23 protein-coding genes are annotated in these 23,991 nt (G+C 68.1%); 9 read left to right on the forward strand and 14 right to left on the reverse strand.

Annotation, left to right across the window (positions count from 1 at the left end; translation table 11 throughout):
* Positions 1–1,393, forward strand: a 1,393-nt coding sequence (aspS, locus tag QZW52_RS12110) for an aspartate--tRNA ligase (RefSeq protein WP_293999057.1), incomplete at its 5' end; no start/stop codon positions are given.
* A 58-nt stretch (positions 1,394–1,451) separates the two neighbouring features.
* Here the strand turns inward: aspS and QZW52_RS12115 are convergent.
* A complete protein-coding gene (locus tag QZW52_RS12115; protein ID WP_293999060.1) occupies positions 1,452–2,648 on the reverse strand; it encodes an acyltransferase family protein in 1,197 nt (398 codons plus the stop codon).
* Positions 2,649–2,842: 194 nt separating this feature from the next.
* On the opposite strand from QZW52_RS12115, the gene nudB reads away from it, so the two are divergent.
* The 3 genes from nudB to clsB are packed head-to-tail and all read left to right on the forward strand — an operon-like array spanning position 2,843 to position 5,474.
* The gene (gene nudB, locus QZW52_RS12120; protein WP_293999063.1) at positions 2,843–3,352 is read left to right on the forward strand and encodes a dihydroneopterin triphosphate diphosphatase; all 510 of its coding nucleotides are present in this window, start codon (positions 2,843–2,845) and stop codon (positions 3,350–3,352) included.
* Entirely contained in the window at positions 3,349–4,149 is an 801-nt protein-coding gene (locus QZW52_RS12125; RefSeq protein WP_293999065.1) for an endonuclease/exonuclease/phosphatase family protein, read from the forward strand. Before nudB ends, QZW52_RS12125 begins: the two co-directional genes overlap by 4 nt.
* Positions 4,146–5,474, forward strand: a complete 1,329-nt coding sequence (clsB, locus tag QZW52_RS12130; RefSeq protein ID WP_293999068.1) for a cardiolipin synthase ClsB — start codon at positions 4,146–4,148, stop codon at positions 5,472–5,474. The genes QZW52_RS12125 and clsB overlap by 4 nt, the downstream gene beginning before the upstream one ends.
* Here clsB and QZW52_RS12135 read toward each other — a convergent pair.
* Entirely contained in the window at positions 5,468–6,643 is a 1,176-nt protein-coding gene (locus tag QZW52_RS12135) for an acyltransferase family protein (protein WP_293999070.1), read from the reverse strand. The two genes, clsB and QZW52_RS12135, sit on opposite strands and share 7 nt — an antisense overlap.
* 144 nt (positions 6,644–6,787) lie before the next feature.
* Entirely contained in the window at positions 6,788–7,663 is an 876-nt protein-coding gene (htpX, locus tag QZW52_RS12140; protein WP_293999073.1) for a protease HtpX, read from the reverse strand.
* Positions 7,664–7,776: 113 nt separating this feature from the next.
* On the opposite strand from htpX, the gene QZW52_RS12145 reads away from it, so the two are divergent.
* The gene (locus QZW52_RS12145) at positions 7,777–8,970 is read left to right on the forward strand and encodes an MFS transporter (protein ID WP_293999076.1); all 1,194 of its coding nucleotides are present in this window, start codon (positions 7,777–7,779) and stop codon (positions 8,968–8,970) included.
* On the opposite strand, the gene pyrC is transcribed toward QZW52_RS12145, so the two are convergent.
* The gene (gene pyrC / locus QZW52_RS12150; protein WP_293999078.1) at positions 8,938–9,984 is read right to left on the reverse strand and encodes a dihydroorotase; all 1,047 of its coding nucleotides are present in this window, start codon (positions 9,982–9,984) and stop codon (positions 8,938–8,940) included. The genes QZW52_RS12145 and pyrC overlap by 33 nt on opposite strands.
* Positions 9,981–10,943, reverse strand: coding sequence for a LysR substrate-binding domain-containing protein (locus QZW52_RS12155; protein ID WP_293999080.1), 963 nt, complete (start codon positions 10,941–10,943; stop codon positions 9,981–9,983). Before QZW52_RS12155 ends, pyrC begins: the two co-directional genes overlap by 4 nt.
* Before the next feature lie 167 nt (positions 10,944–11,110).
* On the opposite strand from QZW52_RS12155, the gene QZW52_RS12160 reads away from it, so the two are divergent.
* Entirely contained in the window at positions 11,111–11,491 is a 381-nt protein-coding gene (locus QZW52_RS12160; protein ID WP_293999083.1) for a hypothetical protein, read from the forward strand.
* On the opposite strand, the gene QZW52_RS12165 is transcribed toward QZW52_RS12160, so the two are convergent.
* Positions 11,458–13,350, reverse strand: a complete 1,893-nt coding sequence (locus tag QZW52_RS12165; RefSeq protein ID WP_293999086.1) for an ABCB family ABC transporter ATP-binding protein/permease — start codon at positions 13,348–13,350, stop codon at positions 11,458–11,460. The genes QZW52_RS12160 and QZW52_RS12165 overlap by 34 nt on opposite strands.
* Positions 13,351–13,512: 162 nt before the next feature.
* On the opposite strand from QZW52_RS12165, the gene QZW52_RS12170 reads away from it, so the two are divergent.
* Positions 13,513–13,890: an acyl-CoA thioesterase gene (locus tag QZW52_RS12170; protein WP_293999110.1), complete on the forward strand. Its 378-nt coding sequence runs from the start codon at positions 13,513–13,515 to the stop codon at positions 13,888–13,890.
* Here QZW52_RS12170 and QZW52_RS12175 read toward each other — a convergent pair.
* The 7 genes from QZW52_RS12175 to QZW52_RS12205 form a co-directional block, all read right to left on the reverse strand.
* Positions 13,874–14,647, reverse strand: coding sequence for an SGNH/GDSL hydrolase family protein (locus tag QZW52_RS12175; protein WP_293999088.1), 774 nt, complete (start codon positions 14,645–14,647; stop codon positions 13,874–13,876). The genes QZW52_RS12170 and QZW52_RS12175 overlap by 17 nt on opposite strands.
* A 28-nt stretch (positions 14,648–14,675) precedes the next feature.
* Positions 14,676–15,440 (reverse strand): enoyl-CoA hydratase, encoded by a 765-nt coding sequence (locus QZW52_RS12180; protein ID WP_293999113.1) that lies wholly within the window; start codon positions 15,438–15,440, stop codon positions 14,676–14,678.
* A gap of 152 nt (positions 15,441–15,592) precedes the next feature.
* Complete coding sequence (locus QZW52_RS12185) at positions 15,593–16,792, reverse strand: acetyl-CoA C-acyltransferase (protein ID WP_293999090.1); 1,200 nt, start codon at positions 16,790–16,792, stop codon at positions 15,593–15,595.
* 25 nt (positions 16,793–16,817) lie between these two features.
* Positions 16,818–19,205 (reverse strand): 3-hydroxyacyl-CoA dehydrogenase/enoyl-CoA hydratase family protein, encoded by a 2,388-nt coding sequence (locus tag QZW52_RS12190; protein ID WP_293999092.1) that lies wholly within the window; start codon positions 19,203–19,205, stop codon positions 16,818–16,820.
* 19 nt (positions 19,206–19,224) lie between these two features.
* On the reverse strand, positions 19,225–19,665 hold the full coding sequence (locus QZW52_RS12195; RefSeq protein ID WP_293999094.1) for a DUF2147 domain-containing protein: 441 nt from the start codon (positions 19,663–19,665) through the stop codon (positions 19,225–19,227).
* An 81-nt stretch (positions 19,666–19,746) separates the two neighbouring features.
* Positions 19,747–21,549, reverse strand: coding sequence for an acyl-CoA dehydrogenase C-terminal domain-containing protein (locus QZW52_RS12200; protein ID WP_293999096.1), 1,803 nt, complete (start codon positions 21,547–21,549; stop codon positions 19,747–19,749).
* A gap of 43 nt (positions 21,550–21,592) precedes the next feature.
* Positions 21,593–22,246, reverse strand: coding sequence for a TetR/AcrR family transcriptional regulator (locus QZW52_RS12205; RefSeq protein WP_293999099.1), 654 nt, complete (start codon positions 22,244–22,246; stop codon positions 21,593–21,595).
* 170 nt (positions 22,247–22,416) lie between these two features.
* On the opposite strand from QZW52_RS12205, the gene QZW52_RS12210 reads away from it, so the two are divergent.
* On the forward strand, positions 22,417–22,974 hold the full coding sequence (locus QZW52_RS12210; RefSeq protein WP_293999102.1) for an HNH endonuclease: 558 nt from the start codon (positions 22,417–22,419) through the stop codon (positions 22,972–22,974).
* 28 nt (positions 22,975–23,002) lie between these two features.
* On the forward strand, positions 23,003–23,476 hold the full coding sequence (locus tag QZW52_RS12215; protein WP_293999105.1) for an outer membrane lipoprotein: 474 nt from the start codon (positions 23,003–23,005) through the stop codon (positions 23,474–23,476).
* Between the two features lie 12 nt (positions 23,477–23,488).
* Here the strand turns inward: QZW52_RS12215 and QZW52_RS12220 are convergent.
* Positions 23,489–23,991: PLP-dependent transferase (locus tag QZW52_RS12220; protein WP_293999108.1), on the reverse strand; the 503-nt coding region annotated here is incomplete at its 5' end.

Consider the following 23,991-nt stretch of genomic DNA (forward strand, 5'->3'; position numbering starts at 1 on the left):
GCAGAAGAACATGATGCTGCGCTACCGCGTGGCGATGGAAGTGCGCAAGTACCTCGACGAACTGGGCTTCGTGGACATCGAGACGCCGATGCTCACCAAGTCCACGCCGGAAGGTGCGCGCGACTATCTGGTGCCGAGCCGTGTCAACGACGGGCATTTCTTCGCGCTGCCGCAGTCGCCGCAGTTGTTCAAGCAGTTGCTGATGGTGGCCGGCTTCGACCGCTACTACCAGATCACCAAGTGCTTCCGCGACGAGGATCTGCGCGCCGACCGCCAGCCCGAATTCACGCAGATCGACATCGAAACCTCCTTCCTGACCGAAGAAGAGATCCGTTCGATGTTCGAAGGCATGATCCGCCACGTCTTCCGCAAGGCGCTGGGCGTCGAGCTGGGCGACTACCCGGTGATGGCGTATGCCGAGACGATGCACCGCTTCGGCTCCGACAAGCCCGACCTGCGCGTCAAGCTCGAATTCACCGAGCTGACCGATGCGATGGGTACGGTGGACTTCAAGGTGTTCTCCACGCCGGCGACGACCAAGGGCGGCCGCGTGGTGGCCCTGCGCGTGCCGGGCGGCGCGTCGATCAGCCGCGGCGAGATCGACGCCTACACCGACTTCGTCAAGATCTACGGCGCCAAGGGGCTGGCGTGGATCAAGGTCAACGACGTGTCCAAGGGCCGCGAGGGCCTGCAGTCGCCGATCGTCAAGAACCTGCACGACCAAGCGATCAGCGACATCCTGGCCCGCACGGGTGCGCAGGACGGTGACCTGCTGTTCTTCGGTGCCGACAAGGCCAAGGTCGTCAACGACGCCATCGGCGCGCTGCGGCTGAAGGTCGGGCACAGCGAGTTTGCCAAGAAGTCCGGGTTGTTCGAGGACCGCTGGGCGCCGCTGTGGGTCGTGGACTTCCCGATGTTCGAGCACGACGAGGACGAGAACCGCTGGAACGCTGTCCACCACCCGTTCACGGCGCCCAAGGACGGGCACGAGGACTACATGGACACCGATCCGAGTCAATGCATCGCCAAGGCGTATGACATGGTGCTCAATGGCTGGGAACTCGGCGGCGGTTCGATCCGGATCCACCGCGCCGAGGTGCAGAGCAAGGTGTTCAGCGCCCTCAACATCAGCAAGGACGACGCGCAGCTCAAGTTCGGCTTCCTGCTGGACGCGCTGCAGTACGGCGCACCCCCGCACGGTGGTCTGGCCTTCGGCCTCGACCGGCTGGTGACGCTGATGACCAAGGCCGAGTCGATCCGCGATGTGATCGCTTTCCCGAAGACGCAGCGGGCGCAGTGCCTGCTGACCGGGGCGCCGTCGGTGGTCGAGGACAAGCAGTTGCGCGAGCTGCACATCCGCTTGCGCAACGCGCAGGCTGCACAGCAGGGTTGATGCTGCGCGACCGCAGAGGCTGCGCGGTGCAGCCTCTGCGGTGCTGCTGTCCTGTGGCTCAGGCCACGCCCACACCCTCCGGCATGGTGGGTGCCACATGGCTGGGTCGGAGCGTGCGGGTCTGGCGGGTCAGGCGGCTGCGCAGCGGCTCTTCGATCCACCGGAACGATGCCCAGGCCACGGCCACCACCACCACCAGGGACAGCCCCACCCCGAGCGGCGCAGATCCGGTGGCGCGGGTCACGGCGTTGCGGATGGGGTGGATGATGAACGGGTGGTAGAGGTAGACACCGTAGGACACCTGCCCGATCAGCACCATCACCGGCGCATTGAGTCCGCGCGCCAGCCAGCCGCCGCGGTGCGCTTCGATCAGGACCAGCGGCAACAGCAGCGCGATCAGCAGCGGCTCGGCCGCGTAACCCAGCAGGTACTTGCTCGCCACCGTGCCGTGCAGCAACGTGGTCGAGGCCAGCATTGCTGCCACCACGCCCCCCAGCACCCAGCGGTGGCGCGCCAGCGTGTCGAACAGCGCGTGTCCACGGGGGCCTGACTTGAGCACCACGGCCAGCAGACAGCCCATGAAGAGCTGGTCAGACCGGGTCTCCAGCGCGCGGTACAGGTAGTCGTCGCTCACCCCCAGTCCCAGCACCAACCCCACCTTCAGCGTCCACAGCGACAGGATCAGCACCGTCAGCGACCGCTGCAGGCTCCAGCCGCTGCGCTGCAGCACGATCAGCAGCACCGGCCACAGCAGATAGAACTGTTCCTCGACCGCCAGCGACCAGCAATGCGACAGGTAATGCGACTCGGCCCCGGTGAGCGCCTGGTAGTAGTTCATCACGTAGAGCACGCTGGCCGCGATCGGCTTCCAGGGCAGTGGTTTGCCCTGGACCAGGATCAGCAGCGCGCCGACCAGCAGGTACACCCCCATGGCGGGCATGAGCCGGGTGGCCCGCCGCCAGTAGAACGCGGCCAGATCGATGCGGCCGCGTGCGGCGGTCTCTCCCAGCAGCAGCCAGGTGATCAGAAAGCCGCTGAGCACGAAAAAGACTTCGACCCCCAGACCGCCATCGAAGACCTGCACAGGTCCGATGGCGCCCAGGCCGGAATGGTCGAGCAGCACCAGCAGCACGGCCACGGCACGCAGGAAATCCAGCCCTGCCATGCGCGGCTGCAGGAGCGCGCTGGCCAAGGTGGGCAAGGTGGGTGCCGTGGTGGCAGGATTCGGCTTCGCCGCGGGGGACTTCATGGACATGCACTCCCGGAATTGTGTGGAATTGGTCTGGCCGCCACACTGTGTTCAGGGTGTGGGCAGCCAAAGTGAGATTTTCGTGTTCCGGGAGACCAAACCCCCCTGCCGTACCACCCCCCTGAATAGGTGTTTCGTGCGTCTGGGGAGACGGCGATGCAGAATGCCCCGCCCCACCACCCCTTTTGTGTCCGATCGCCATGCCTTCTCTCCCGCCCGTGTCTGTTTCTGGTCACAGCAAGATTCCCGAGTCGGTGCTGGTGGTCATCCACACGGCCGACGGGCAGGTGCTGTTGCTGGAGCGCGCCGACCAGCCCGGCTTCTGGCAAAGCGTCACTGGCTCCAAGGACGCGCCCGACGAGCTGACCGTGGACACCGCCCGGCGCGAGGTGGCCGAGGAAACCGGCATCGTGGTGGGCACGGAGGCGGTGCCGGAAAATGCCTTGCGCGACTGGGCGCTGCGCAACGTCTACGAGATCTACCCCGTCTGGCGCCACCGCTACGCCGACGGCGTCACCCACAACACCGAGCAGGTGTTCGGCCTGACGGTGCCGGCCGGAACTCCCGTGACCCTGGCCCCGCGCGAGCACCTGCAGCACGTCTGGCTGCCGTGGCGTGAGGCCGCCGACCGCTGTTTCTCGCCCAGCAACGCCGAGGCGATCCTGCATCTGCCGCGACACCTGCTGCAGTCGGAACGCGCTGCCCGATGACCCCGACGATCCCGATGACCCTGCCGGGCGGGCTGGACGGGCCGCGGCTGCGGGTGGCGACCTACAACATCCACAAGGGCGTGCGCGGCGTGGGTCCGCGCAAGCGGCTGGAGATCCACAACCTCGGACTCGGGGTCGAGGCGCTGGACGCCGATCTGGTGTTCCTGCAGGAGGTGCGCCTGTTCAACCACCGCGACGCGCTGCACTTCGACCGCACCTGGTTCGGCTGGCCGGAGCAGGGGCAGGCCGATTTCCTGGCACCTGACGGCTACGCCGCCGCCTACCGCACCAGCGCCGTCACCCGCGACGGCGAGCACGGCAACGCCCTGCTGTCGCGCTGGCCGCTGGGCGATGTGGAGCACCACGATGTCTCCGACCACCGCTTCGAGCAACGCGGCCTGCTGCACGTCAAGGTCCACTGGCGCGGGGTGGACATCCACGCCATCGTCGCCCACTTCGGCCTGATCCACGCCAGCCGCGTCCGGCAGGCACAGCGGCTGGGCGCCTACATCCGCGCCGAGATTCCGCCCGAGGCGCCGGTCGTCGTGGCCGGGGATTTCAACGACTGGGGCGAGCGGCTGGACCCCGTGTTCCACCTCGCCGGACTCGTGCGCGCCCACCCGCCCGGCCCGCACGGCCGCACGCCACGCACCTTTCCCTCGCGGATGCCGCTGCTGTCGCTGGACCGGGTCTACACGCGCGGGTTGCGCTGCCACAGCATGCATGTGCCACGCGGCCCTGCCTGGGCGCGCATGTCCGACCACCTGCCGCTGCTGGTGGAGCTGGAGCTGCTGTGAAGCCCGGTGAGCCCGTTCCCATCGACCCGGTGAGCGTGCTGGGCGTGGACCACGACAGCGAGCCGATGTCGTGGTACCTCGTGCCGCGGCCGGTGTTCCGCGGTGGCAACGAGGTGGAGCTGCTGCGCGGGGGCGAGGCGCTGTTCCCGGCCATGATCAGCGCCATCCGCAACGCCCGCCACGAGATCTGGCTGGCCACCTACATCTTCCACGACGACGCGGCGGCGATGGCGGTTGCAGTGGCGCTGGAGCGCGCGGCGCGGCGCGGTGTGCGCGTGCGCGTGGTGATCGACGGCTTTGGCGCGCACGACGATCTGTCGGCGGTGGTGCCGCGGCTGCGGGATGCGGGCATCGCGGTGACGGTGTTCCGGCCGCTCGAACGCTGGACCCACTGGCTCCAGCCGGGCCAGTTGCGGCGGCTGCACATGAAGCTGTGCGTGGTCGATGGGTCGGTGGGCTTCGTGGGCGGCATCAACGTCATCGACGACCACCTCGACCTGCACCACGGCCACACCGAGCTGCCGCGGCTGGACTTCGCCGTGCGCGCCACCGGGCCGGTGGTGGCGCCGATGGAGCAGGCGGTGCGGGCGATGTGGTCTCGCTCCTGGTTCGGCCACGACTGGCAGCAGGAAATGCGCACGCTGCTGAACACCGAACGCCCCGTGCAGCGCCTGCGCGGTCTGATGCGCCAGATGCGGCTGACACGCCGCGGCCACCGGGTGGCGCTGCTGGACGAGGCGATGCCACCGGTGCAGGCCGCGTTCGTGGTGCGCGACAACCTGCGCCAGCGCCGCACCATCGAGCGCGCCTACATCGACGCGATCCGCTCGGCGCAGCACCGCATCTGGCTGATCTGCCCGTACTTCTACCCCGGCCAGGAGTTCCGGCGGGCGCTGTGCAAGGCGGCGCGGCGCGGGGTGCAGGTGCGGCTGCTGATGCAGGGCAAGCCGGATTACCGCATCGCCGCGATGGCCGCGCGCGTGCTCTACGACGAGCTGATGCGCCACGGCGTCGAGGTGTTCGAGTACGTGCCGGCTTTCCTGCACGCCAAGGTGATGCTGGTGGACGACCACTGGGCGACGGTGGGCAGCTCGAACATCGACCCCATCTCGCTGCTGCTCAACCTGGAGGCGAACATGGTCGTGCGCGACGTGACCTTCGCGCAGGATCTGGCGGTGGAGATCGGCCGCGCGCTGGCGCAGTCCGAGGCCATCACGGCGCAGCGCGTCAAGTCGCAGGGCTGGGCGGGGCTGGCGCCGCGGGTGCTGGTGGAGTGGGCGGCGTATGTCTATCTGCGCGTGGCGGGCGTGACCGGCCGCTACTGAGCCGAGCCGGTGTCACTGGGGCGCAGCCGCTCCCGCAAGGGTTGCTCGAACCACCGGAATGACATCCACGCCACCACCACCAGCGCCGCGACCGCCGCCGCGATGCCCAGCGCGGAAGGTCCACCCAGCCGCACGACGGCGTTGCGGACCGGATGCACGACGAAGGGGTGGTAGAGGTACATCCCGTAGGAAATCTGGCCGACCAGCACCAGCGCCGGCGCGTTGAGGAACGCCGCCAGCGCGCCCCGCCCGCGCGCTTCGATCAACACCAGCGGCACCAGCGCACACAGCAGCAGCGTCTCCAGCGCGAAGCCATAGAGCTGCTGGTCCGCCACCACGCCCGTGCCCCGCAGCAGCGAGGTGGACAGCACCACCCCCGCCACTAGCACCGGCAGCGGCCAGCGTCCGCGGGCGAGCTGCTCGAACTGCCGCCGCCAGCGCGGCATCTTCAGCAGCACCGCCAGCAGACAGCCCGCGCAGAGCTGGTCCATGCGCGTCTCCAGCGCCCGGTACAGGTAGACCTCGCCGACGCCGAAACCGAAGATCAGCACCGCCTTGTAGAGCCACACCAGCGGGATCGACATTGCCAGCGCCACCCGCGGCGAATGCCCACGCTGCAGCAGCGCAGCCAGCAGGAAGGGCCAGACGAGGTAGAACTGCTCCTCCACTGCCAGCGACCAGCAATGCGAGAGGTAGTGTGACGCGGCGCCAGTGAACGCCTGGTAGTAGTTGGTGCCATAGAGCAGCGTCGAGACCACCGCACCCCACGGGATCGGCTGGTGGCGCAGCCCGAGCAAGGCCATGCCGACCAGCAGATAGGCCAGCGAGGCGGGCAGCAGCCGGGCGATGCGGCGCTGGTAGAAGGCGCCCAGCGCGATGCGGCCGTGGCGCTCGTGCTCGCCGAGCAGCAGCCAGGTGATGAGGAACCCGCTGAGCACGAAGAACAGCTCCACGCCCACCGAACCGTCGAACACCATCACCGGCCCGATCCGGTCCTGACCCAGGTGATTGACGATGACCAGCAGCACCGCGATGGCCCGCAGCGCGTCCAGCCCGGCCAGCCGCGGCTGCTGCAGCGCCGTGAGCAGCAGCGGCGGACGCAGCAGCCGCAGTGGTGACGCTTCGCGTATCCACGGCCCGCGCAGCGGCGTGTCGATGACGGACTTCATGGCCCTCCCCGTGGGCGCATTCCGCCCCAGTGTTGTCGTGATGTAACGTTCAGTTACATTGATTTTCGCTGAGGGAGAGGGGGTTTTCCTGAAGGGCGGCTTGGCAGCCCGGCCTCGGGGAAGGTCAGCGCAGGTCCGGGTGGCTCACTGCGCGTTCTGCAGCGCGCGGATGCGCTCTTCGATCGGCGGATGGCTGGAGAACAGCGCCATCAGTCCGCTCGGGCGGCCCGAGATGCCCATGGCTGCCATCGTCTTCGGCAGCTCGCCCGGCGCCAGTCCACCGAGGCGGGCCAGCGCGTGCTGCATCGGCCTGGGGTCGCCCATCAGTTGCGCCGCCCCGGCGTCGGCGCGGAACTCCCGCTGGCGCGAGAACCACGCGACGATCATGGAGGCGACCACGCCGAGCAGCAGGTCCATCACGACGGTGGTGGCCACGTAGCCGATGCCGGGCGCGTCCTTGTCGTTCTTCAGGATCATCCGGTCCACGACATAGCCGACCACCCGCGAGATGAACACGACGAAGGTGTTCAGCACGCCCTGGATCAGCGCCATCGTCAACATGTCCCCATTGGCGACGTGCGCGACCTCGTGGCCGATGACGGCTTCGACCTCCTCGCGGTTCATGCTCTGCAGCAGGCCGGTGGAGACCGCCACCAGCGCCGAGTTCTTGAACGCACCCGTGGCGAAGGCGTTCGGTTCGCCGTCGTAGACCGCGACTTCGGGCATGTCGATGCCCGCCTTCTCGGCGAAGCGCGCGACCGTGCCGACCAGCCAGCGGTGCATCGGGTCGGTCGAGTCGTTGATGACCTGCGCGCCGGTGCTCCACTTGGCCATAGGCTTGCTGATCAGCAGCGAAATGAGCGCGCCAGTGAAGCCCATGAACAGCGAGAACAGCAGCAGCGTGCCGAGGTGCAGGCCCTGTGCGTCCAGGTAGCGGTTGATGCCCAGCACGCTGGAGGCGATGCCCAGCACCAGCATCACGGCCAGATTGGTGGCGAGGAACAGCAAGATGCGTTTCATGGCGCGGATCCTTGGTGGGGTCTGTGCAGCTTATCTGAGGGTTCGTCTCCAGTGCGTCAAGGGGGCGTTCCTCCAGACAATGCGCGGCTATCCCAATGAAACCGGTTCCATTCATGCCATCTGAACTTTCCCGCGCCCGCTGGGCGGTGGCGCTGCTGTTCGTCGCCAACGGACTCGGCTTCGCGAGCTGGGTGTCGCGCATCCCGGCGGTGCGCGATCCGCTGGGCCTGAGCGAGGGCGAACTCGGCTCGGCGCTGCTGTGCATGGCGATCGGCGCACTGTTCGCCTTCGGGCCGACGGGGCATGGCGTGCAGCGGTGGGGCGCGCGGCGGGTGACGCTGGCCGTGTCGCTGGTGTATGGGCTGCTGCTGGCGCTGCCAACGCTGGCGCCCAATGGTTGGTGGCTGGGTCTCGCGCTGGCGCTGTTCGGGGCGGCCAACGGGGCGATGGACGTGGCGATGAACGCGCTGGCGGTCGAGGTGGAGCAGCGGATGGGCCGGCCCATCATGTCGTCGCTGCACGGGCTGTGGAGCGCGGGCGGGCTGGCGGGCGCCTTGCTGGGCGGCTGGCTGGCGCACCAGGGGGTCTGGCCGGGTTGGCATCTGGCGGGTGTCGGCGTGGCGGCGATCGGGGTGGTGCTGCTGGCGCGGGGCTGGCTGGGGGCGCATGTGGGCGAGGTCCACGCGGCCGAGGAGGAGGCACCGCGCTGGGCCACCCCGGAAGCCGCGCTGGCGGGTCTGGGCGCCACCATCTTTGCCGCCTTCCTGATCGAAGGGGCGATGGCCGACTGGAGCGCCGTCTACCTCCACGGCGCACTCGGCACCACACAGGCCGAAGCTGCTTTGGGCTACAGCGTGTTCGCCATGGCGATGATGGTGATGCGCTTCGCGGGGGACCGGCTGGTGGTGCGCTGGGGCGCGGTGCCGCTGCTGCGCACGCTGAACGGGCTGGCGGTGGTCGCGCTGGTGGCGGCGCTGGTCAGCGGCCGTCTGGCGGTGACGCTGCCGGCGTTTGCGCTGATGGGTCTGGCGATCGGCACGGTTGCGCCGCTGGTGTTCAGCGCGGCGGCGCAGCGGTCACGGCGGGGTCCGGGACAGGGCATCGCGGCGATGGCGACGCTGGGCTACAGCGGCTTCCTGCTCGGCCCGCCAGTGATCGGCTGGCTGGCGCAAGCGACCTCGCTGCAGGTGGCACTGGGCGTGCTGGTGGTGCTGGCGGGGGCGATCGCGGCGCTGGCGGGGCATCTGGCGCCGACCGCTGTCGCAGCAGTCGCGTCAGTCGATGAGGCGCCAGTTCAGCGTCTCTGAGCCACCGAGCGGCTTGAGTTCCGCGTCGCCATAAGGCAGCGATTCAGGCAGCGTCCACGCTTCGCGGCGCAGCGTGATGGTGCTGGTGTTGCGCGGCAGGCCGTAGAAATCCGGGCCGTGGACGCTGGCAAAGCCTTCCAGCCGGTCGAGGTGGCCGGCGCGCTCGAAGGCTTCGGCGTACAGCTCGATCGCCGACAGCGCCGTGTAGCAGCCCGCACAGGCGGCAGCGTGTTCCTTGAGGTGGGCGGCGTGGGGGGCGCTGTCGGTGCCGAGGAAGAACTGCGGGCTGCCCGAGGTGGCCGAGGCGACCAGGGCCTGGCGGTGTTCCTCGCGCTTGAGCACGGGCAGGCAGTAGTAGTGGGGCCGCAGTCCGCCGGTGAAGATCGCGTTGCGGTTGTAGAGCAGGTGGTGCGCGGTGATCGTCGCGGCGGTGTGCGGGCCGGCTTCGGCGACGTACTGGGCGGCGTCGCGGGTGGTGATGTGCTCGAAGACGATCTTCAATTCCGGAAAGGCATCGCGCAGGGGCTCCATCACCTCGTCGATGAAGCGGGCTTCGCGGTCGAACAGGTCCACCGCCGGGTCGGTGACTTCGCCGTGAACCAGCAGCAGCAGCCCCTCGCGCTGCATCATTTCGAGCGTCGCGTGGGTCTTGCGGATGTCGGTGACACCTGCGTCGCTGTTGGTCGTGGCGCCCGCCGGGTAGAGCTTGAGCGCGACGACCCCCGCTTCCTTGGCGCGGCGGATCTCGTCGGGCGGGGTGTTGTCGGTCAGGTACAGCGTCATCAGCGGCGTGAACTCCACGCCGTCCGGCACGCACGCTTCGATGCGCGCCCGGTAGGCCAGCGCCTGCTCGGCCGTGGTCACGGGCGGTCGCAGGTTGGGCATGATGATCGCGCGGCCGAACTGGCGCGCGGTGTGTGGCACGACCGCCGCCATCGCTGCGCCGTCGCGCACGTGCAGATGCCAGTCGTCGGGGCGGGTGAGGCGGAGCGTGGGGGCGGTGGCGGTCGTCATAGGCTGCGATTCTCGCCCAGCTTGTTGCCAGCCTGTTTGGACTGGCGCAGGAATTCCCACAGCGCCTGCGCCACCGGCTTGTTGTGGCGCGAGACCTCAGGCCGCTCGCGGTAGACGCGCACCTCGATCGTCACCTCGAACGCTGTTCCCGACTGCCGCGGCCCCGCCGGGACCAGTCGGTGTGCGCTGACCTCCTTGCGCACCGAGCTGGCAGGCAGGAAGGCGAGTCCGTGGCCTTCGAGCGCCATGGCCTTCAAGCCTTCGGCCATGTCGGTCTCGTAGATCGGGTCGAGGTAGATCGCCTCGCTCGACTGCTTGAGCAGCAGATCCACCATCCGCCCGAGGTAAGCGCCGGTCGCATAGCCGAGGTAGGGCACCTTGTCGTGCGGCCGGCCCGGCAGGCGGAACAGCGGCTCGCCATCGGCATTGGCGCGGGCGTAGGGGGCGAGCGTCTCGGTGCCCAGACTCAGGTGTTCGTAACGCTCCGGGTTGAGCTGCAGCGGCTGCGAGGCGTGGTGGTAAGCCAGCAGCAGGTCGCACGAGCCTTCGGTCAACTGCATCACCGCGTCATGCACGTTCATGCCGACCAGCCGGCTCTTGAACGCCCCGAACCGCTGGCGCAGTTCCATCACCCAGTGCGGGAAAAACGTGAATGCCAGCGAGTGCGGCACCGCGAACTCGATCATGTCCTGGCTGGAGGTCTGGTGGCCGCGCATGAGGTTGCGGGCGGCTTGCAGGTTGCCCAGGATCTCCAGCGCCTGCGGCAGCAGCGTCTGGCCGGCCGAGGTGAGCCGCGTCGGATAAGACGAGCGATCGACCAGATCAATTCCCGCCCAGGCTTCCAGTGCCTGGATGCGGCGCGAGAACGCCGGCTGCGTCACATGCCGCAACTGGGCCGAGCGCGAGAAACTGCGCGTCTCGGCCAAGCTGACGAAGTCTTCAAGCCATTTGGTTTCCACGATGGGCAGTGTAGCGAGCGTGAACCATCGGCGATATCCGGGCGACCACGCGGCTGTGCTGCGGTGCAAAAGAGGTTGTTTTGCGTACCGGATCAGTGAAAACCCTGCATGTGCTCCGGTAGCATCGGTAAGCCAAGTTCCCTGAAGACAAAATCCAAAAAATCACCATGTCAACAAGCAAACCTGCTCCTTCCCCTGCTCCTTCCCCTGGCTCACCGCAGGCGGTCAGCCGCACGCTGCAGATGCGCCACCCCGCGACCGGCGAGAGCGTACAGGTACCTCTCGGGTATTCGCTGCCGGTGCTGCTGCTCGGGCCGATCGAGCTGGCCCGGCGGCGGGATTGGCCGTTGGTGGCGGTGAGCGTGCTGCTGCCGATCGTGGGCCAGATCTTCCTGGCGCCCATCGCCAACCGCTCCTACCTCAAGCGGCTGCTGCGCCAGGGCTTTCGGGCGGTGAGTCCCTCGCCGGGGTACATCGGCCGCATCGAGTGGCAGCTCGGCATGCTGCTGCCGCGTTACACCGGCCGCAGCAACAAGTCGGCGGACTGATCGGGCAGGTTCTCGGCGCTGCTGGCTCCTGCGCGTCCGTTCTGCTGCAGGTGCCACATCCGCGCATACACCCCTGCCAGCGCCAGCAGATCGGCGTGGCTGCCTTGCTCGGCGATGCGGCCGTGCTGCAAGACCACGATGGTGTGCGCGTCCACCACGGTGCTCAGCCGGTGGGCGATGACCAGCGCGGTTTTCCCCTTCGCCGCACTGGCGAGTTCGGTCTGGATGGCCCGTTCATTGGCCGAATCCAGCGCCGAGGTGGCCTCGTCGAAGATCAGGATCGGTGGGTTCTTCAGCAGCGTCCGGGCAATCGCCACGCGCTGCTTCTCGCCCCCCGAGAGCTTCAGCCCCCGCTCGCCCACCATCGTCGCGTAGCCCTTGGGCTGGGCGACGATGAAATCGTGGATGTGCGCGGCGCGGGCGGCGGCTTCGATGTCTTCCTGTGACGCGCCGGGCCGGCCGTAGCCGATGTTGTAGCCCACGGTGTCGTTGAACAGCACGGTGTCCTGCGGCACGATCCCGATGGCCCGGCGCACGCTGTCCTGCGTCACGTCACGCAAGTCTTGCCCGTCGATGGTGATGCGCCCGCCGCCGTGGCCGGGGGTTATCGCGTCCACGTCGTAGAAGCGGTAGAGCAGCCGCGCCAGCGTGCTCTTGCCCGATCCGGACGGGCCGACCACCGCCACCGTCTGCCCGCCCGGAATCTCGAAACTCACGCCGTGCAGGATGGGCCGATCCGCGTGGTAGGCGAAGTTCACTGCCTCGAAGCGCACGGTGGCCTGCGTGATCACCAGCGGTTGCGCGCCAGGCCTGTCGGCGATCTCGCGCTCGCGTTCCATCAATCGGAACATCTTGTCGAGGTCGGTCATGCTCTGCTTGATCTCGCGGTAGAGCACGCCCAGGAAATTCAGCGGGATGTAGAGCTGGATCAGCAGCGCGTTGACCATCACCAGGTCGCCCAGCGTCAGCCGGTGGTCCACCACGCCAGCCGTGGCGCGCCAGAGCATCGCCACGAGGCTGGTCGCGATGATGAGCTGCTGTCCTGCGTTGAGCAGCGACAGCGTGCCCTGCGACTTGATTTGCGCGCGCCGAAAGGCGTCCAGGCCCTCGTCGTAGCGGCGCGACTCGAAATCCTCGTTGTTGAAGTATTTGACCGTCTCGTAGTTCAGCAGCGCGTCGATGGCGCGGCTGTGGGCCTTCGAATCCAGCTCGTTCATCTCGCGGCGGAACTGGGTCCGCCACTCGGTGAGGCTGATGGTCAGCGTGCCGTAGGCGACCAGTGCCGCCAGCGTGATCCACACGAAGCCCATGTCGAAGCGCGAGCCGAGCAGCGTCAGCACCAGCGTCAGCTCCACCAGCGTCGGCACGATCGTGTAGAGCGAGTAGCTCACCAGCGACTGCAGCGCCCGCGTGCCACGCTCGATGTCGCGGGTCATGCCGCCGGTCTGGCGGTCGAGGTGGAAGCGCAGGCTGAGCGCGTGCAGGTGGCGGAAGGTCTCCAGCGCGATGCGGCGGGCGGCACCGTGCGTGGCCTTGGCGAAGACGAGTTCGCGCAGTTCGGTGAACACGGTTGTCGAGAGCCGCAGCCCGGCATAGGCCAGCAGCAGCCCGAGCGGCACGACAACGAGTGCCCGCGGATCGCCGATCGGGATCGCCAGGTTGTCCACCAGTTGCTTCAGCAGCAGTGGCACGCCCACGTTGGCCGCCTTGGCCGCGACGACGAACACCAGGGCCAGCACCATGCGGACGCGGTACTCCCACAGGTAGGGGCCGAGGCGCTTGAGCGTGGTCCAGTCGCTGCGGGGCGTGCCGGCGGAATCGGCCGGGGCGGGTTCGGACGAGGAAGGATGTCGGCGCATGGGGGTCGGGTTCGGATCGGGTGGGCGCTTGGTGAAAGAATGGCACCCGCAACCTAGGTACCACCCATGAGTGTGAACGAAGCGAACGCCCCGCGTTTTTCCAGCCCGCCGCCGGTCCACGGCGGTGAACCCGGCTCGCACCAGCGCGAACTCGTGCTGCGCATGATGCCCATGCCGTCGGACGCCAATGGCAACGGCGACATCTTCGGCGGCTGGATCATGGCGCAGGTGGACATCGCCGGCGCCGTGTTGCCCGCCCGCATCGCCAAGGGCCGCATCGCCACCGTGGCGGTGAACCAGTTCATCTTCAAGCAGGCGGTGTCGGTGAGCGACCTGCTGAGCTTCTACGCGACGGTCGAGCGCATCGGCAACACGTCTGTGACCGTACACGTCGAGGTCTATGCGGAGCGCAATCCGGCGGATCCGCAGACGGTGAAGGTGACGGAGGCGAACCTGACGTATGTGGCGATCGACCGGGCGGGGCGGCCGAGGCCGATTCCGAAGCCTGCGCCGGCGGCAGCCGTCACACCGGCCGCATGAGCGGCCGATAGTCCGCCGCAATCTGCAAGGCCAGCGCCTCGCCCCAGCGGTGGTAGAGCGCCGGGCTGGGATGAAAACCGTCACTGGCCATGAGTTCCCGCACATCGTCGCGGGCGGCGTCGAAGGGCATCTCGAAGTAGGCCCGTGTGCCCGCGTCCGCCGTCCACTGCACCAGCGCGGCGTCCAGCGCCTGCGCCGAGCGGCCCAGCACCCAGCGCAGCGGCTGCGGCAGCAGGGGAAACCGGTGCATCGGCGGCACCGCGGTGGCCACGATCTGATGCACCCCGGCCAGCTCGCACGCACAGGCTTCCAGCGCGTCGAGCTGCGCGGTCCAGCGGCGCGGGCTGGTCTGGTGGACGGCGTCGTTCACCCCCAGCGCCGTCACCATCACGTCCGCCGGTGGCAAGCGGCCCTGCGCCGAGAGTTCGCGCAGCGCGGCGGTGGCGTCGGCCGTGGTCCAGCCGGTGCGGGCCACGAGCTGCCAGGCGATCGGCGCCTTCAACCGCCGCGCCAGTGCCTGGCTCAAGCGACCGGCGAGCGCCTCGTCCTGCGTCGCCGCGCCCACGCCCGCGCCGGACGAATCCCCCACGATCAGCAGCCGCAGCCGCGGCATCGCCCCGCTGTGCCGGTCCTGCCCGGTCAGGCCCAGCCGTGGCCCGCTGGCTTCGGGCAGGCGTGGCGCTTCCCGGCGAACTTGTCGGCCTTGCCAGAGCAGCAGGGGCGACAGGGCAACTTTGGCAGCGGTGAAAGCGGGCATCGGCAGGAGAGGGCGCTCGGGCGGGCGCTCAGGTGAATGAAGAGAAATCGGGCTTGCGCTTCTGGAAAAACGCCTGGAACGCTTCCTGCGCTTCGGGGCTGCGCAGCCGCTCGGAGAAGATCGCCGCCTCGTTGGCGATGACGGCACGCACCTGCTCGCGCTGTGGGGAGCGCATCAGTCGCTTGGTGTCGCGCACGGCGCCCGGCGGCAGTGCGTTGAAGCGTTCGGCGATGCGGCGCGCATGGCTGACGACTTCGCTCGTCGGCAGCACGGCGTTGGCAATGCCGCATTCGACCGCATCCGCCCCCGTGAACGGATCGCCCAGCAGCAGCTTTTCGGCCGCCTTGGCGTGGCCCATCAACTGCGACACCAGCAGGCTGGAGCCGTACTCCGGCACGAGACCCAGTCCCACAAACGGCATCGCCAGCCGCGCCTCGTCGCTCACGTAGGCGAAATCGCAGTGCAGCAGCATGGTCGTGCCGATGCCGATCGCCGCGCCCGTGACCGCAGCGACCACCGGCTTCTCGCACTCCAGCAGCGCCAGCATGAACTGGAACACGGGCGAGTCCATGCCCTGCGGCGGGCGCTGCATGAAGTCTTCCAGGTCGTTGCCCGAGGTGAACACGCCCGGCTGTCCGGTGATGAGCACCGCGCGCACCGCACCATCTGCCTGCGCGGCACGCAGCGCCTCGGCCATGGCGGTGTACATCACCATGGTCAGCGCGTTCTTCTTCTCCGGGCGGGCGATTTCGATGGTGGCCACGCCGTTGAAGGTGGCGGTCTTGATGTGCATGCTCATGGGGTCTCCTCGGGCAACTCGGAATGGTAAATGTGCAACCGCGGCCGATCACGACCGATTGTTGCGTGTGAAACAAAAAAGCCGCCGCACCAGACGGTACAGCGGCCAGGACGGTCATGGGGGTGCTGTCTTCGGGTGGCGGTGGATCAGACGCGCTCGAAGATGCCGGCCGCGCCTTGGCCCGTGCCAACGCACATTGTCAGCATGCCGTACTTCAGGCCATGCCGGCGCAGCGCGTGGACCAGCGTCGCGGCGCGGATCGCCCCGGTGGCGCCCAGCGGGTGGCCCAGCGCGATGGCACCGCCCATGCGGTTGACCTTGCTCGGGTCGAGCCCGACGGTCTGGATCACGGCCAGCGCCTGCGCCGCGAAGGCTTCGTTCAGCTCGATCCAGTCCAGGTCGCTCTGCTGCAGCCCCGCGCTGCGCAGCGCGGCCGGGATCGCCTCGATCGGGCCGATGCCCATGATCTCGGGTGGCACGCCCTTGCTGGCGTAGCTCACGAAGCGCGCCAGCGGCGTCAGACCATGCTGGCGGATCGCCTTCTCGCTGGCCAGGATCAGACAGCCGGCGCCGTCGCTGGTCTGCGAGCTGTTACCCGCCGTGACACTGCCCTTGGCGGCGAACACCGTCTTGAGCTTGCCCAGCCCGTCGAGCGAGGTGTCGGGGCGGGCGCCTTCGTCGCGGCTGACCGTGCGGGTGCGGGTGTGGATCTCGCCAGTCACGAGGTCGGGCGTGCGCTCGGTGACTTCGACGGCGGTGGTCTCGGCATCGAATTCGCCGGCGGCCTGCGCAGCCAAGGCTTTCTGGTGCGAGGCGAGTGCAAAGGCGTCCTGGGCGTCGCGGCTCACCTTCCACTGGTTCGCCACCTTCTCGGCGGTCAGGCCCATGCCGTAGGCGATGCCGACGTTCTCGTCGCGCTCGAAGACCGAGGGATTGAAGCTCGGCGTGTTGCCGCTCATCGGCACCATGCTCATGCTCTCGGCACCGCCGGCGATCATCACGTCCGCCTCGCCGACGCGGATGCGGTCGGCCGCCATCTGGATCGCGCTCAGGCCCGAGGCGCAGAAGCGATTGACGGTGATGCCGCCCACCGTGTTCGGCAGCCCCGCCAGCAGCGCGGCGACGCGGGCCATGTTCAAGCCTTGCGGCCCTTCGGGCATCGCGCAGCCGATGATGGCGTCCTCGATCGCCTTCGGGTCCAGCGTCGGCACCTGGGCCAGCGCGCCGCGCATCGCGGCCACCAGCAGGTCGTCCGGGCGGGTGTTGCGGAAGAAACCGCGGTGCGACTTGCCGATCGGCGTGCGGGTGGCGGCGACGATGTAGGCGTCTTGCAGTTGTTTGCTCATGTGTGTGCTCCGTCCGTCAGCCTGATCAGTTGCGCACCGGCTTGCCGGTCTGCAGCATGCCCATGATCCGTTCCTGGGACTTGGGGTGTTCGAGCAGCGCACAGAAGTGCTTGCGTTCCAGCGCCATCAGGTACTCCTCGGTGACGAGCGTGCCCGCGTCCACCTCGCCGCCGCAGACCACGTCGGCGATCCGGCTGGCGATGTGGAAATCGTGCGCGCTGATGAAGCCGCCGTCGCGCATCGCCACGAGGCTCGCCTTGATGGTGGCAATCGCGCTGCGGCCGGCGACCGGGAACATCGCCTTGGCCGGGGCACGGTAGCCGGCGTTCGCCAGCGCCTTGGCCTGACTGATCGCGACGTGCAGCAGCTCGTCCTTGTTCGGCACGATGATGTCGCTGTCCAGCAGGTAGCCGAGCTTGCGCGACTCGATGGCGCTGGTGCCGACAGTGGCCATGGCCGCGGCCTGGAAACCGTCCTTGACGAAGGCGAGCAGGTCGCTGCCCGGCACGCTCGCCGCCCGTTCCGCTGCCCGGCGTGCGATGTAGGCCAGCCCGCCACCGCCCGGCACCAGCCCGACGCCGACCTCGACCAACCCGACATAGCTCTCCATCGCCGCGACCCGCTGCGCCGAGTAGACCGCCAGCTCGCAGCCGCCGCCCAGCGCCAGCCCGCGCACGGCAGCCACCACCGGCACGCTGGCGTAGCGCACGCGCAGCATCATGTCCTGCAGCTTCTTTTCCTCGGGCGCGATGCCCTTGGCACCGAGCTTCATGAACACCGGCATCAGCGATTCGAGGTTCGCGCCGGCCGAGAACACATCGTCCGGCGACCAGATCACCAGACCTTGGTAACCCGCTTCCGCGAGTTCCACCGCCTTCAGCAGCCCTTCGGTCACGGTTGGGCTGATGAGGTGCAGCTTGGCGGTGATGCTGGCGATCAGCACCTCGCCGTCCAGCGTCCAGACGCGCACTTCCTCGTTGCGGAACACCTCGGTGCCGCTCTTCAGCGGATCGACCGCGCCACCGCCGACGAGGCTCTCGGGGAAGTGCTGGCGCTGGTAGACCGGCAGCGCCGAGCGCGGCACGTAGGCGTCCGTCGCAGCGGACCACGAACCTTCTGGCGTGTGAACCCCCGTGCGGCCGTCGAACACCCAGGCCGGCAGCGGCGCGTTGCACAGCGCCTTGCCGGCGTCGATGTCTTCCTGCACCCACTTGGCGACCTGCTGCCAGCCGGCTTCCTGCCACAGCTCGAACGGACCCTGCTTGACGCCGAAACCCCAGCGCATCGCGAAATCCACCTCGCGCGCCGAGTCGGCGATCGTCGCCAGATGCACGGCGGCGTAGTGGAACCCGTCGCGCAGGATCGCCCACAGGAACTGCGCCTGCGGGTTGCTCGACTCGCGCAGCAGCTTCAGGCGTTCGGCGGCGGGCTTCTTCAGGATGCGGTCGATGATCGGATCGGCCTTGCCCCCCGAAGGCACGTACTCGCCCTTGGCCGCGTCGAGGCGCAGGATGTCGCGGCCGACCTTCTTGTAGAACCCCGCGCCAACCTTCTGCCCCAGCGCCCCCTTGGCGATCAGCGCCGACAGCACCGGCGGCGTCGCGTAGCTGGCATAGAACGGGTCGCTGCCGTCGCCGAGGTTGTCCTGCAGCGTCTTGATGACATGCGCCATCGTGTCCAGACCGACCACGTCCGCGGTGCGGAAGGTGCCGGAGCTGGCGCGGCCGAACTTCTTGCCCGTCAGGTCATCGACCAGATCGACGCTCAGGTCGAATTTCTCCGCCTCGTGCATCGTCGCCAGCATCCCGGCGATGCCGACGCGGTTGGCGATGAAGTTCGGCGTGTCCTTGGCGCGCACGACGCCCTTGCCGACGGTCGAGGTGACGAAGGTTTCGAGCTGGTCGAGGTAACGCGCCTCGGTGGTCGGCGTGGCGATCAGCTCGACGAGGTACATGTACCGCGGCGGGTTGAAGAAGTGGATGCCGCAGAAGCGCGGCTTCAGCGCGTCCGGCAGGCCGTCCGACAGCGTCGTGATCGACAGGCCCGAGGTGTTCGAGGCGAGGATGGCGTGCGGCGCGATGAAGGGCGCGATCTTGGCGTAGAGGTCGTGCTTCCAGTCCATGCGCTCGGCGATGGCCTCGATCACGAGGTCGCAGTCCTGCAGCAGGTCCAGGTGCTCTCCGTAGTTCGCGGCGCGGATGCGGGCGGCGTCCTCGCTCACGCCGAGCGGGGCCGGCTTGAGCTTCTTGAGGTTGTCGATGGCCTTCTGCGCGATGGCGCTCTTCGGGCCTTCCTTGGCGGGCAGGTCGAACAGGATGACCGGCACCTTGACGTTGACGAGGTGCGCGGCGATCTGTGCGCCCATCACGCCGGCGCCTAGCACGGCGACCTGGCGGACATTGAAACGGCTCATGGGTGCTTCCTTGTGAGATTTATTCGACGCGGACCCAGGTCTGCGTGCGGCCCAGCAGCGGCGCGCCGATGTAGCCGCGCACCTCGATGCGCTTGCCGCCATCGATGGGCTTCATGCGCACCTTGTAGGTCTTGCCATTGTTGGGATCGAGGATCTCGCCACCGTCCCACAGCGCCTTGTCGTCGAGACTGGCCCGGACGCCCTTGACGATGGTCATGCCCAGCACGGGCTGGTTCTTGCGGTCGTCGCTGCACTCCTCGCAGCGGGCGTCCTGCTTGGCCGCGTCGAAGATCTTCTCGACCTTGGCGGAGAAGGTGCCGGCGTTGTCGGTGATGCGCACCAGCGACTTCTCGGTCTTTCCGTCGTCGTCGATGGTTTTCCACAGGCCAGCGGGCGTGGACTGCGCGGCAGCGGCGAGCGAGGCGCCGGCCAGGGCGAGGGCGATCAGGGTGTTTTTCATGGGCTGTCTGGTCTGGCTCCCTCCCCCAGCGGGGGAGGGTTGGGGTGGGGGCTTCGGGGTCAACCGCGGCGGTGTCCGCACTCAGAACATCGACTCGTCCATCGCCATCAGCGGCGCGAGGCCGGCGCGGGCGGTGCGGATCAGCGATGCCGTTTCCGGCAGCAGCTTGGCGAAGTAGAAGCGGGCGGTGTGCAGCTTGGCGACGTAGAACGGGTCCGGGCTGTCACCTTGCGCCTTCAACTTGTCCAGCGCAATCAAAGCCATGCGTGCCCAAAGGTAGGCGAACACCAGGTGCCCGACCACGCGCAGGTAATCGACGGCGGCAGCGCCCACCTCGTCCGGATTGCCAAACGCCTTCATGCCCAGCTCGGTCGTCAGCTTCACCACCTTGTCGCCGAGGTCGGCCAACGGGTTGACGAACTCCTGCATGTCGTCGCGCAGCCCGGCGTCCTCGACGAATTCGGCGACCCGCTTGCCAAACGCCTTGAGTTTCTTGCCGTTGTCGGCCAGCACCTTGCGGCCAAGCAGGTCGAGCGACTGGATCGTGTTCGTGCCCTCGTAGATCATGTTGATGCGGGCATCGCGCACGTACTGCTCCATGCCCCATTCGCGGATGTAGCCGTGGCCGCCGAAGACCTGCATGCAGTGCGAGGTGGCGATCCAGCCGTTGTCGGTGAGGAACGCCTTGATGATCGGCGTCAGCAGCGCGACTTCGTCGGCGGACGCCTTGCGCACGTCTTCGTCGGGGTGGCTGAGTTCCTGGTCGAGCATCAGCGCCGTGTGGACGCACAGCGCCCGGCCGGCTTCCGCGTAGGCGCGGGCGGTCAGCAGCATCTTGCGCACATCGGGATGCACGATGATCGGATCGGCGGCCTTCTCCGGCGCTTTCGGGCCGGACAGCGCACGCATCTGCAAGCGGTCCTTGGCATAGGCCACGGCGTTCTGGTACGCCACCTCGGTCAACCCGAGCGACTGCATCCCGACGCCCAGCCGTGCCGCGTTCATCATCACGAACATCGCGGCGAGGCCCTTGTTCGGCTGACCGACCAGCGTGCCCACGGCGTCTTCGAGCACCAGTTGCGCGGTCGCGTTGCTGGTGATGCCCATCTTGTGTTCGAGACCGGCGCAGAAGATGCCGTTGCGCCCGCCGAGCGAGCCATCCGCGTTGACATGGAACTTCGGCACGAGGAACAGCGAGATGCCTTTGGAGCCGCTCGGGGCGTCCGGCAGGCGGGCCAGCACGAGGTGGATGATGTTGTCCACCATGTCGTGCTCGCCGGCGGAGATGAAGATCTTGGCGCCGTTGAGCTTGTAGGTGCCGTCGCCCAGCGGCTCGGCCTTGGTGCGCAGCAGGCCGAGGTCGGTGCCGCAATGGGGTTCCGTCAGGCACATCGTCCCGGTCCACTCGCCGCTGCTCAGCTTGTGCAGGTAGGTGGCCTTCTGCTCGGGCGTGCCATGGGCGTGCAGGCTTTCATAGGCGCCGTGCGACAGGCCGGGGTACATCGTCCACGCCTGGTTGGCGCTGTTGAGCATCTCGTAGAAGCACTGGTTCACCACATGCGGCAGGCCCTGGCCACCGTAGGCCGGGTCACAGCTCAGAGCAGCCCAGCCGCCTTCGACGTACTGCGCATACGCCTCCTTGTATCCCTGGGGCGTGCGCACCTCGTGGGTGGTCTTGTCGAGCGTGCAGCCCTCTTCGTCGCCGCTGCGGTTGAGCGGGAACAGCACCTGCGAGGCGAACTTTCCGCCCTCTTCGAGAATGGCGTTGACGGTCTCGACATCCAGGTCCGCGTGGGCGGGCAGGGTCTTGAAGGTCTCGGTGACTTGGACAAGCTCGTGCAGCACGAACTGCATGTCGCGCAGCGGCGGGTTGTACTGGGGCATGGTGCGTTCCTCGGAAAAGGCGGGTCGATCGACTGGGGTCGGATCAGTTGGGGTCGGCCCGGTAGCGGGCCAGCACATTCAGGAAAGTCTGCTCGGCGCGCTCGAAGGCGCCGGGGCTGCGCAGGAAGCGCGCGTCGTGGTGCAGCGCCAGCACGAGTCCATGCAGCTCGAACAGCATCTGGCGCGCGTCGGTGTCCGCCCGAAGGTGGCCTTCTTCGCGGGCGATCGTGATGGTGCGGTCCAGGCCGGTGTGCCAGGTGCGGACCATGTCCACCAGCGCGTCGCGCACCGGGCCGGGCCGGTCGTCGAACTCGACCGCGCCGCTGATGTAGATGCAGCCCGAGTCGATTTCCACGCTCACCCGCGCCAGCCAGCGGCGGAACATCGCCTCCAGACGGGGCAGTCCGCGGGCTTCATGCAGCGAGGGATAGAACACCTCCTCCTCGAAGCGCGCGTGGTATTCGCGGACGACCGACAGTTGCAGCTCTTCGCGGGAGCCGAAGTGGGCGAAGACGCCGGACTTGCTCATGCCGGTGATGTCGGCGAGGGTGCCGATGGACAGCCCCTCCAGCCCCTTCTGCGAAGCCAGACTCAGCGCGGCGTCCAGGATCGAGGCGCGCGTCTGCTGCCCTTTGTGGGCAGCGCGGGCACCGGATCGGGCAGGCCGGGTGGTGGCAACGGTGGAGGTGGATGTCACGGCGTGGGGGTGTCAAAAATAAAACGAACGATCGTTCTATTCTGATCGAAGAACCCGGTAGCACCACTGCGGATGACCCTCGAAATACTAGAGTCAAAACTCTATGTTTCGCCGAATGGGCAGCCTCGCACGGTCTGCTCTATGCTCACACAAGAAGCAAGGATCTTGCCATGGACGTGCTGCAACTCGACGCCTCGGGTCGCCCCCAAGCCTGGATCACCCCACGGGAGGCGGCCAACCTCTACGTCTGCGAGGCCATCGCGTGGACGCTGGGCGAGCCGTGTCTGGTCTTGCACGGCGGCATCCAGCGGCGCACGGGCTTGCAGTCGCTGCTGATGCTGCACCCGATCGTGGCGGTGCGGGGGGCGGTGCCGGCGCGGGCGTGGCGCCAGGTGCCGGCGCTGACCAACCCCAAGCTCTTCGCCCGTGACCGACACGTCTGCGCCTACTGCGGCCAGCACGGCCACGACGACCACCTGACCCGCGAGCACATCGTCCCCACCTCGCGCGGCGGCGAGGACGCGTGGATGAACTGCATCACCGCCTGCCGCGGCTGCAATAACCGCAAGGGCAATCGGCTCCTGCACGAATGCGGCATGGAATTGCTGTACCTGCCCTACATACCCAGCCTGCATGAGGACATGATCCTCAAGGGGCGGCGCATCGTGGCGGACCAGATGGACTATCTGCTCGCCTGCGTGCCCCGCCACAGCCGTCTGCATGGCTGATGTTGTCCACTACTACAGGTTGTTTCCCATGAAAGCACTCTTCGTCACCACCGCGACCACCGTGGCCCTCCTGCTCGGTGCCTGCTCCACCACCAGCCCGGACGTGATCCGCCCCGGCGATGCACAGCGCCTATCGACCGTACAGGACGCGGTCGTGCTCAACGTGCGGCCGGTCGTCGTCGAGGGTCAGCAGCAGGGCGTGGGCGGCACCTCGGGCGCCGTGGTGGGGGGCATCGCTGGCAGCTCCATCGGCGGGCGGCGTGAAAGCATGGTGGTCGGCGTGCTGGGCGCGGTGGCCGGGGCGGTCATCGGCAACTCGATCGAGCGGTTCGGCACCCGAGAGGAATCGGTCGAGATCCTGCTCCAGTTGCCCAGCGGCGAGCGCCGGGCGCTGGTGCAGGCCAAGGGCAACGAGAGCTTCACGCCCGGCGAGGCGGTGATCCTGGTCTCGACCGGGGGGAAGACGCGGGTGATGAAGGCGGTGGCCATGTCACCGCGCTGAGACGGGAGGCCGTCAGACGGCGGCGAGTGCCTGGTCCAGATCGGCCATCAGGTCGTCGATGTGCTCGATGCCGACCGACAGCCGGAGCATGTCCTCGCTGACCCCCGCCTTGGCGAGTTCGTCGGGGTTGAGCTGGCGGTGCGTGGTCGAGGCCGGGTGTGTGGCCAGTGACTTGGCATCGCCGATGTTGACCAGCCGCGTGAACAGCTTGAACGCATCCAGCACGCGCGCACCGGCCTCGCGCCCGCCTTCCTTCAAGCCGAAGCTCAGGATGCCCGAGGCGCGCCCGCCCATCTGCCGCTGCACCAGCGCGTGGTCCGGGTGGTCCGGCAGCCCGGCGTAGTTCACCCACGCCACTTTCGGGTGGTGCTTCAGGAACGTGGCGAGTGCCAGCGTGTTGTCGCAGATGCGGTCCATGCGCAGCGCCAGCGTCTCGATGCCCTGCAGGATCAGGAAGGCGTTCATCGGCGAGATCGCCGCGCCCATGTTGCGCAGCGGCACGACGCGGGCGCGGC

This window comes from Sphaerotilus sp. (assembly GCF_013299175.1).
GTDB lineage: Bacteria > Pseudomonadota > Gammaproteobacteria > Burkholderiales > Burkholderiaceae_C > Sphaerotilus.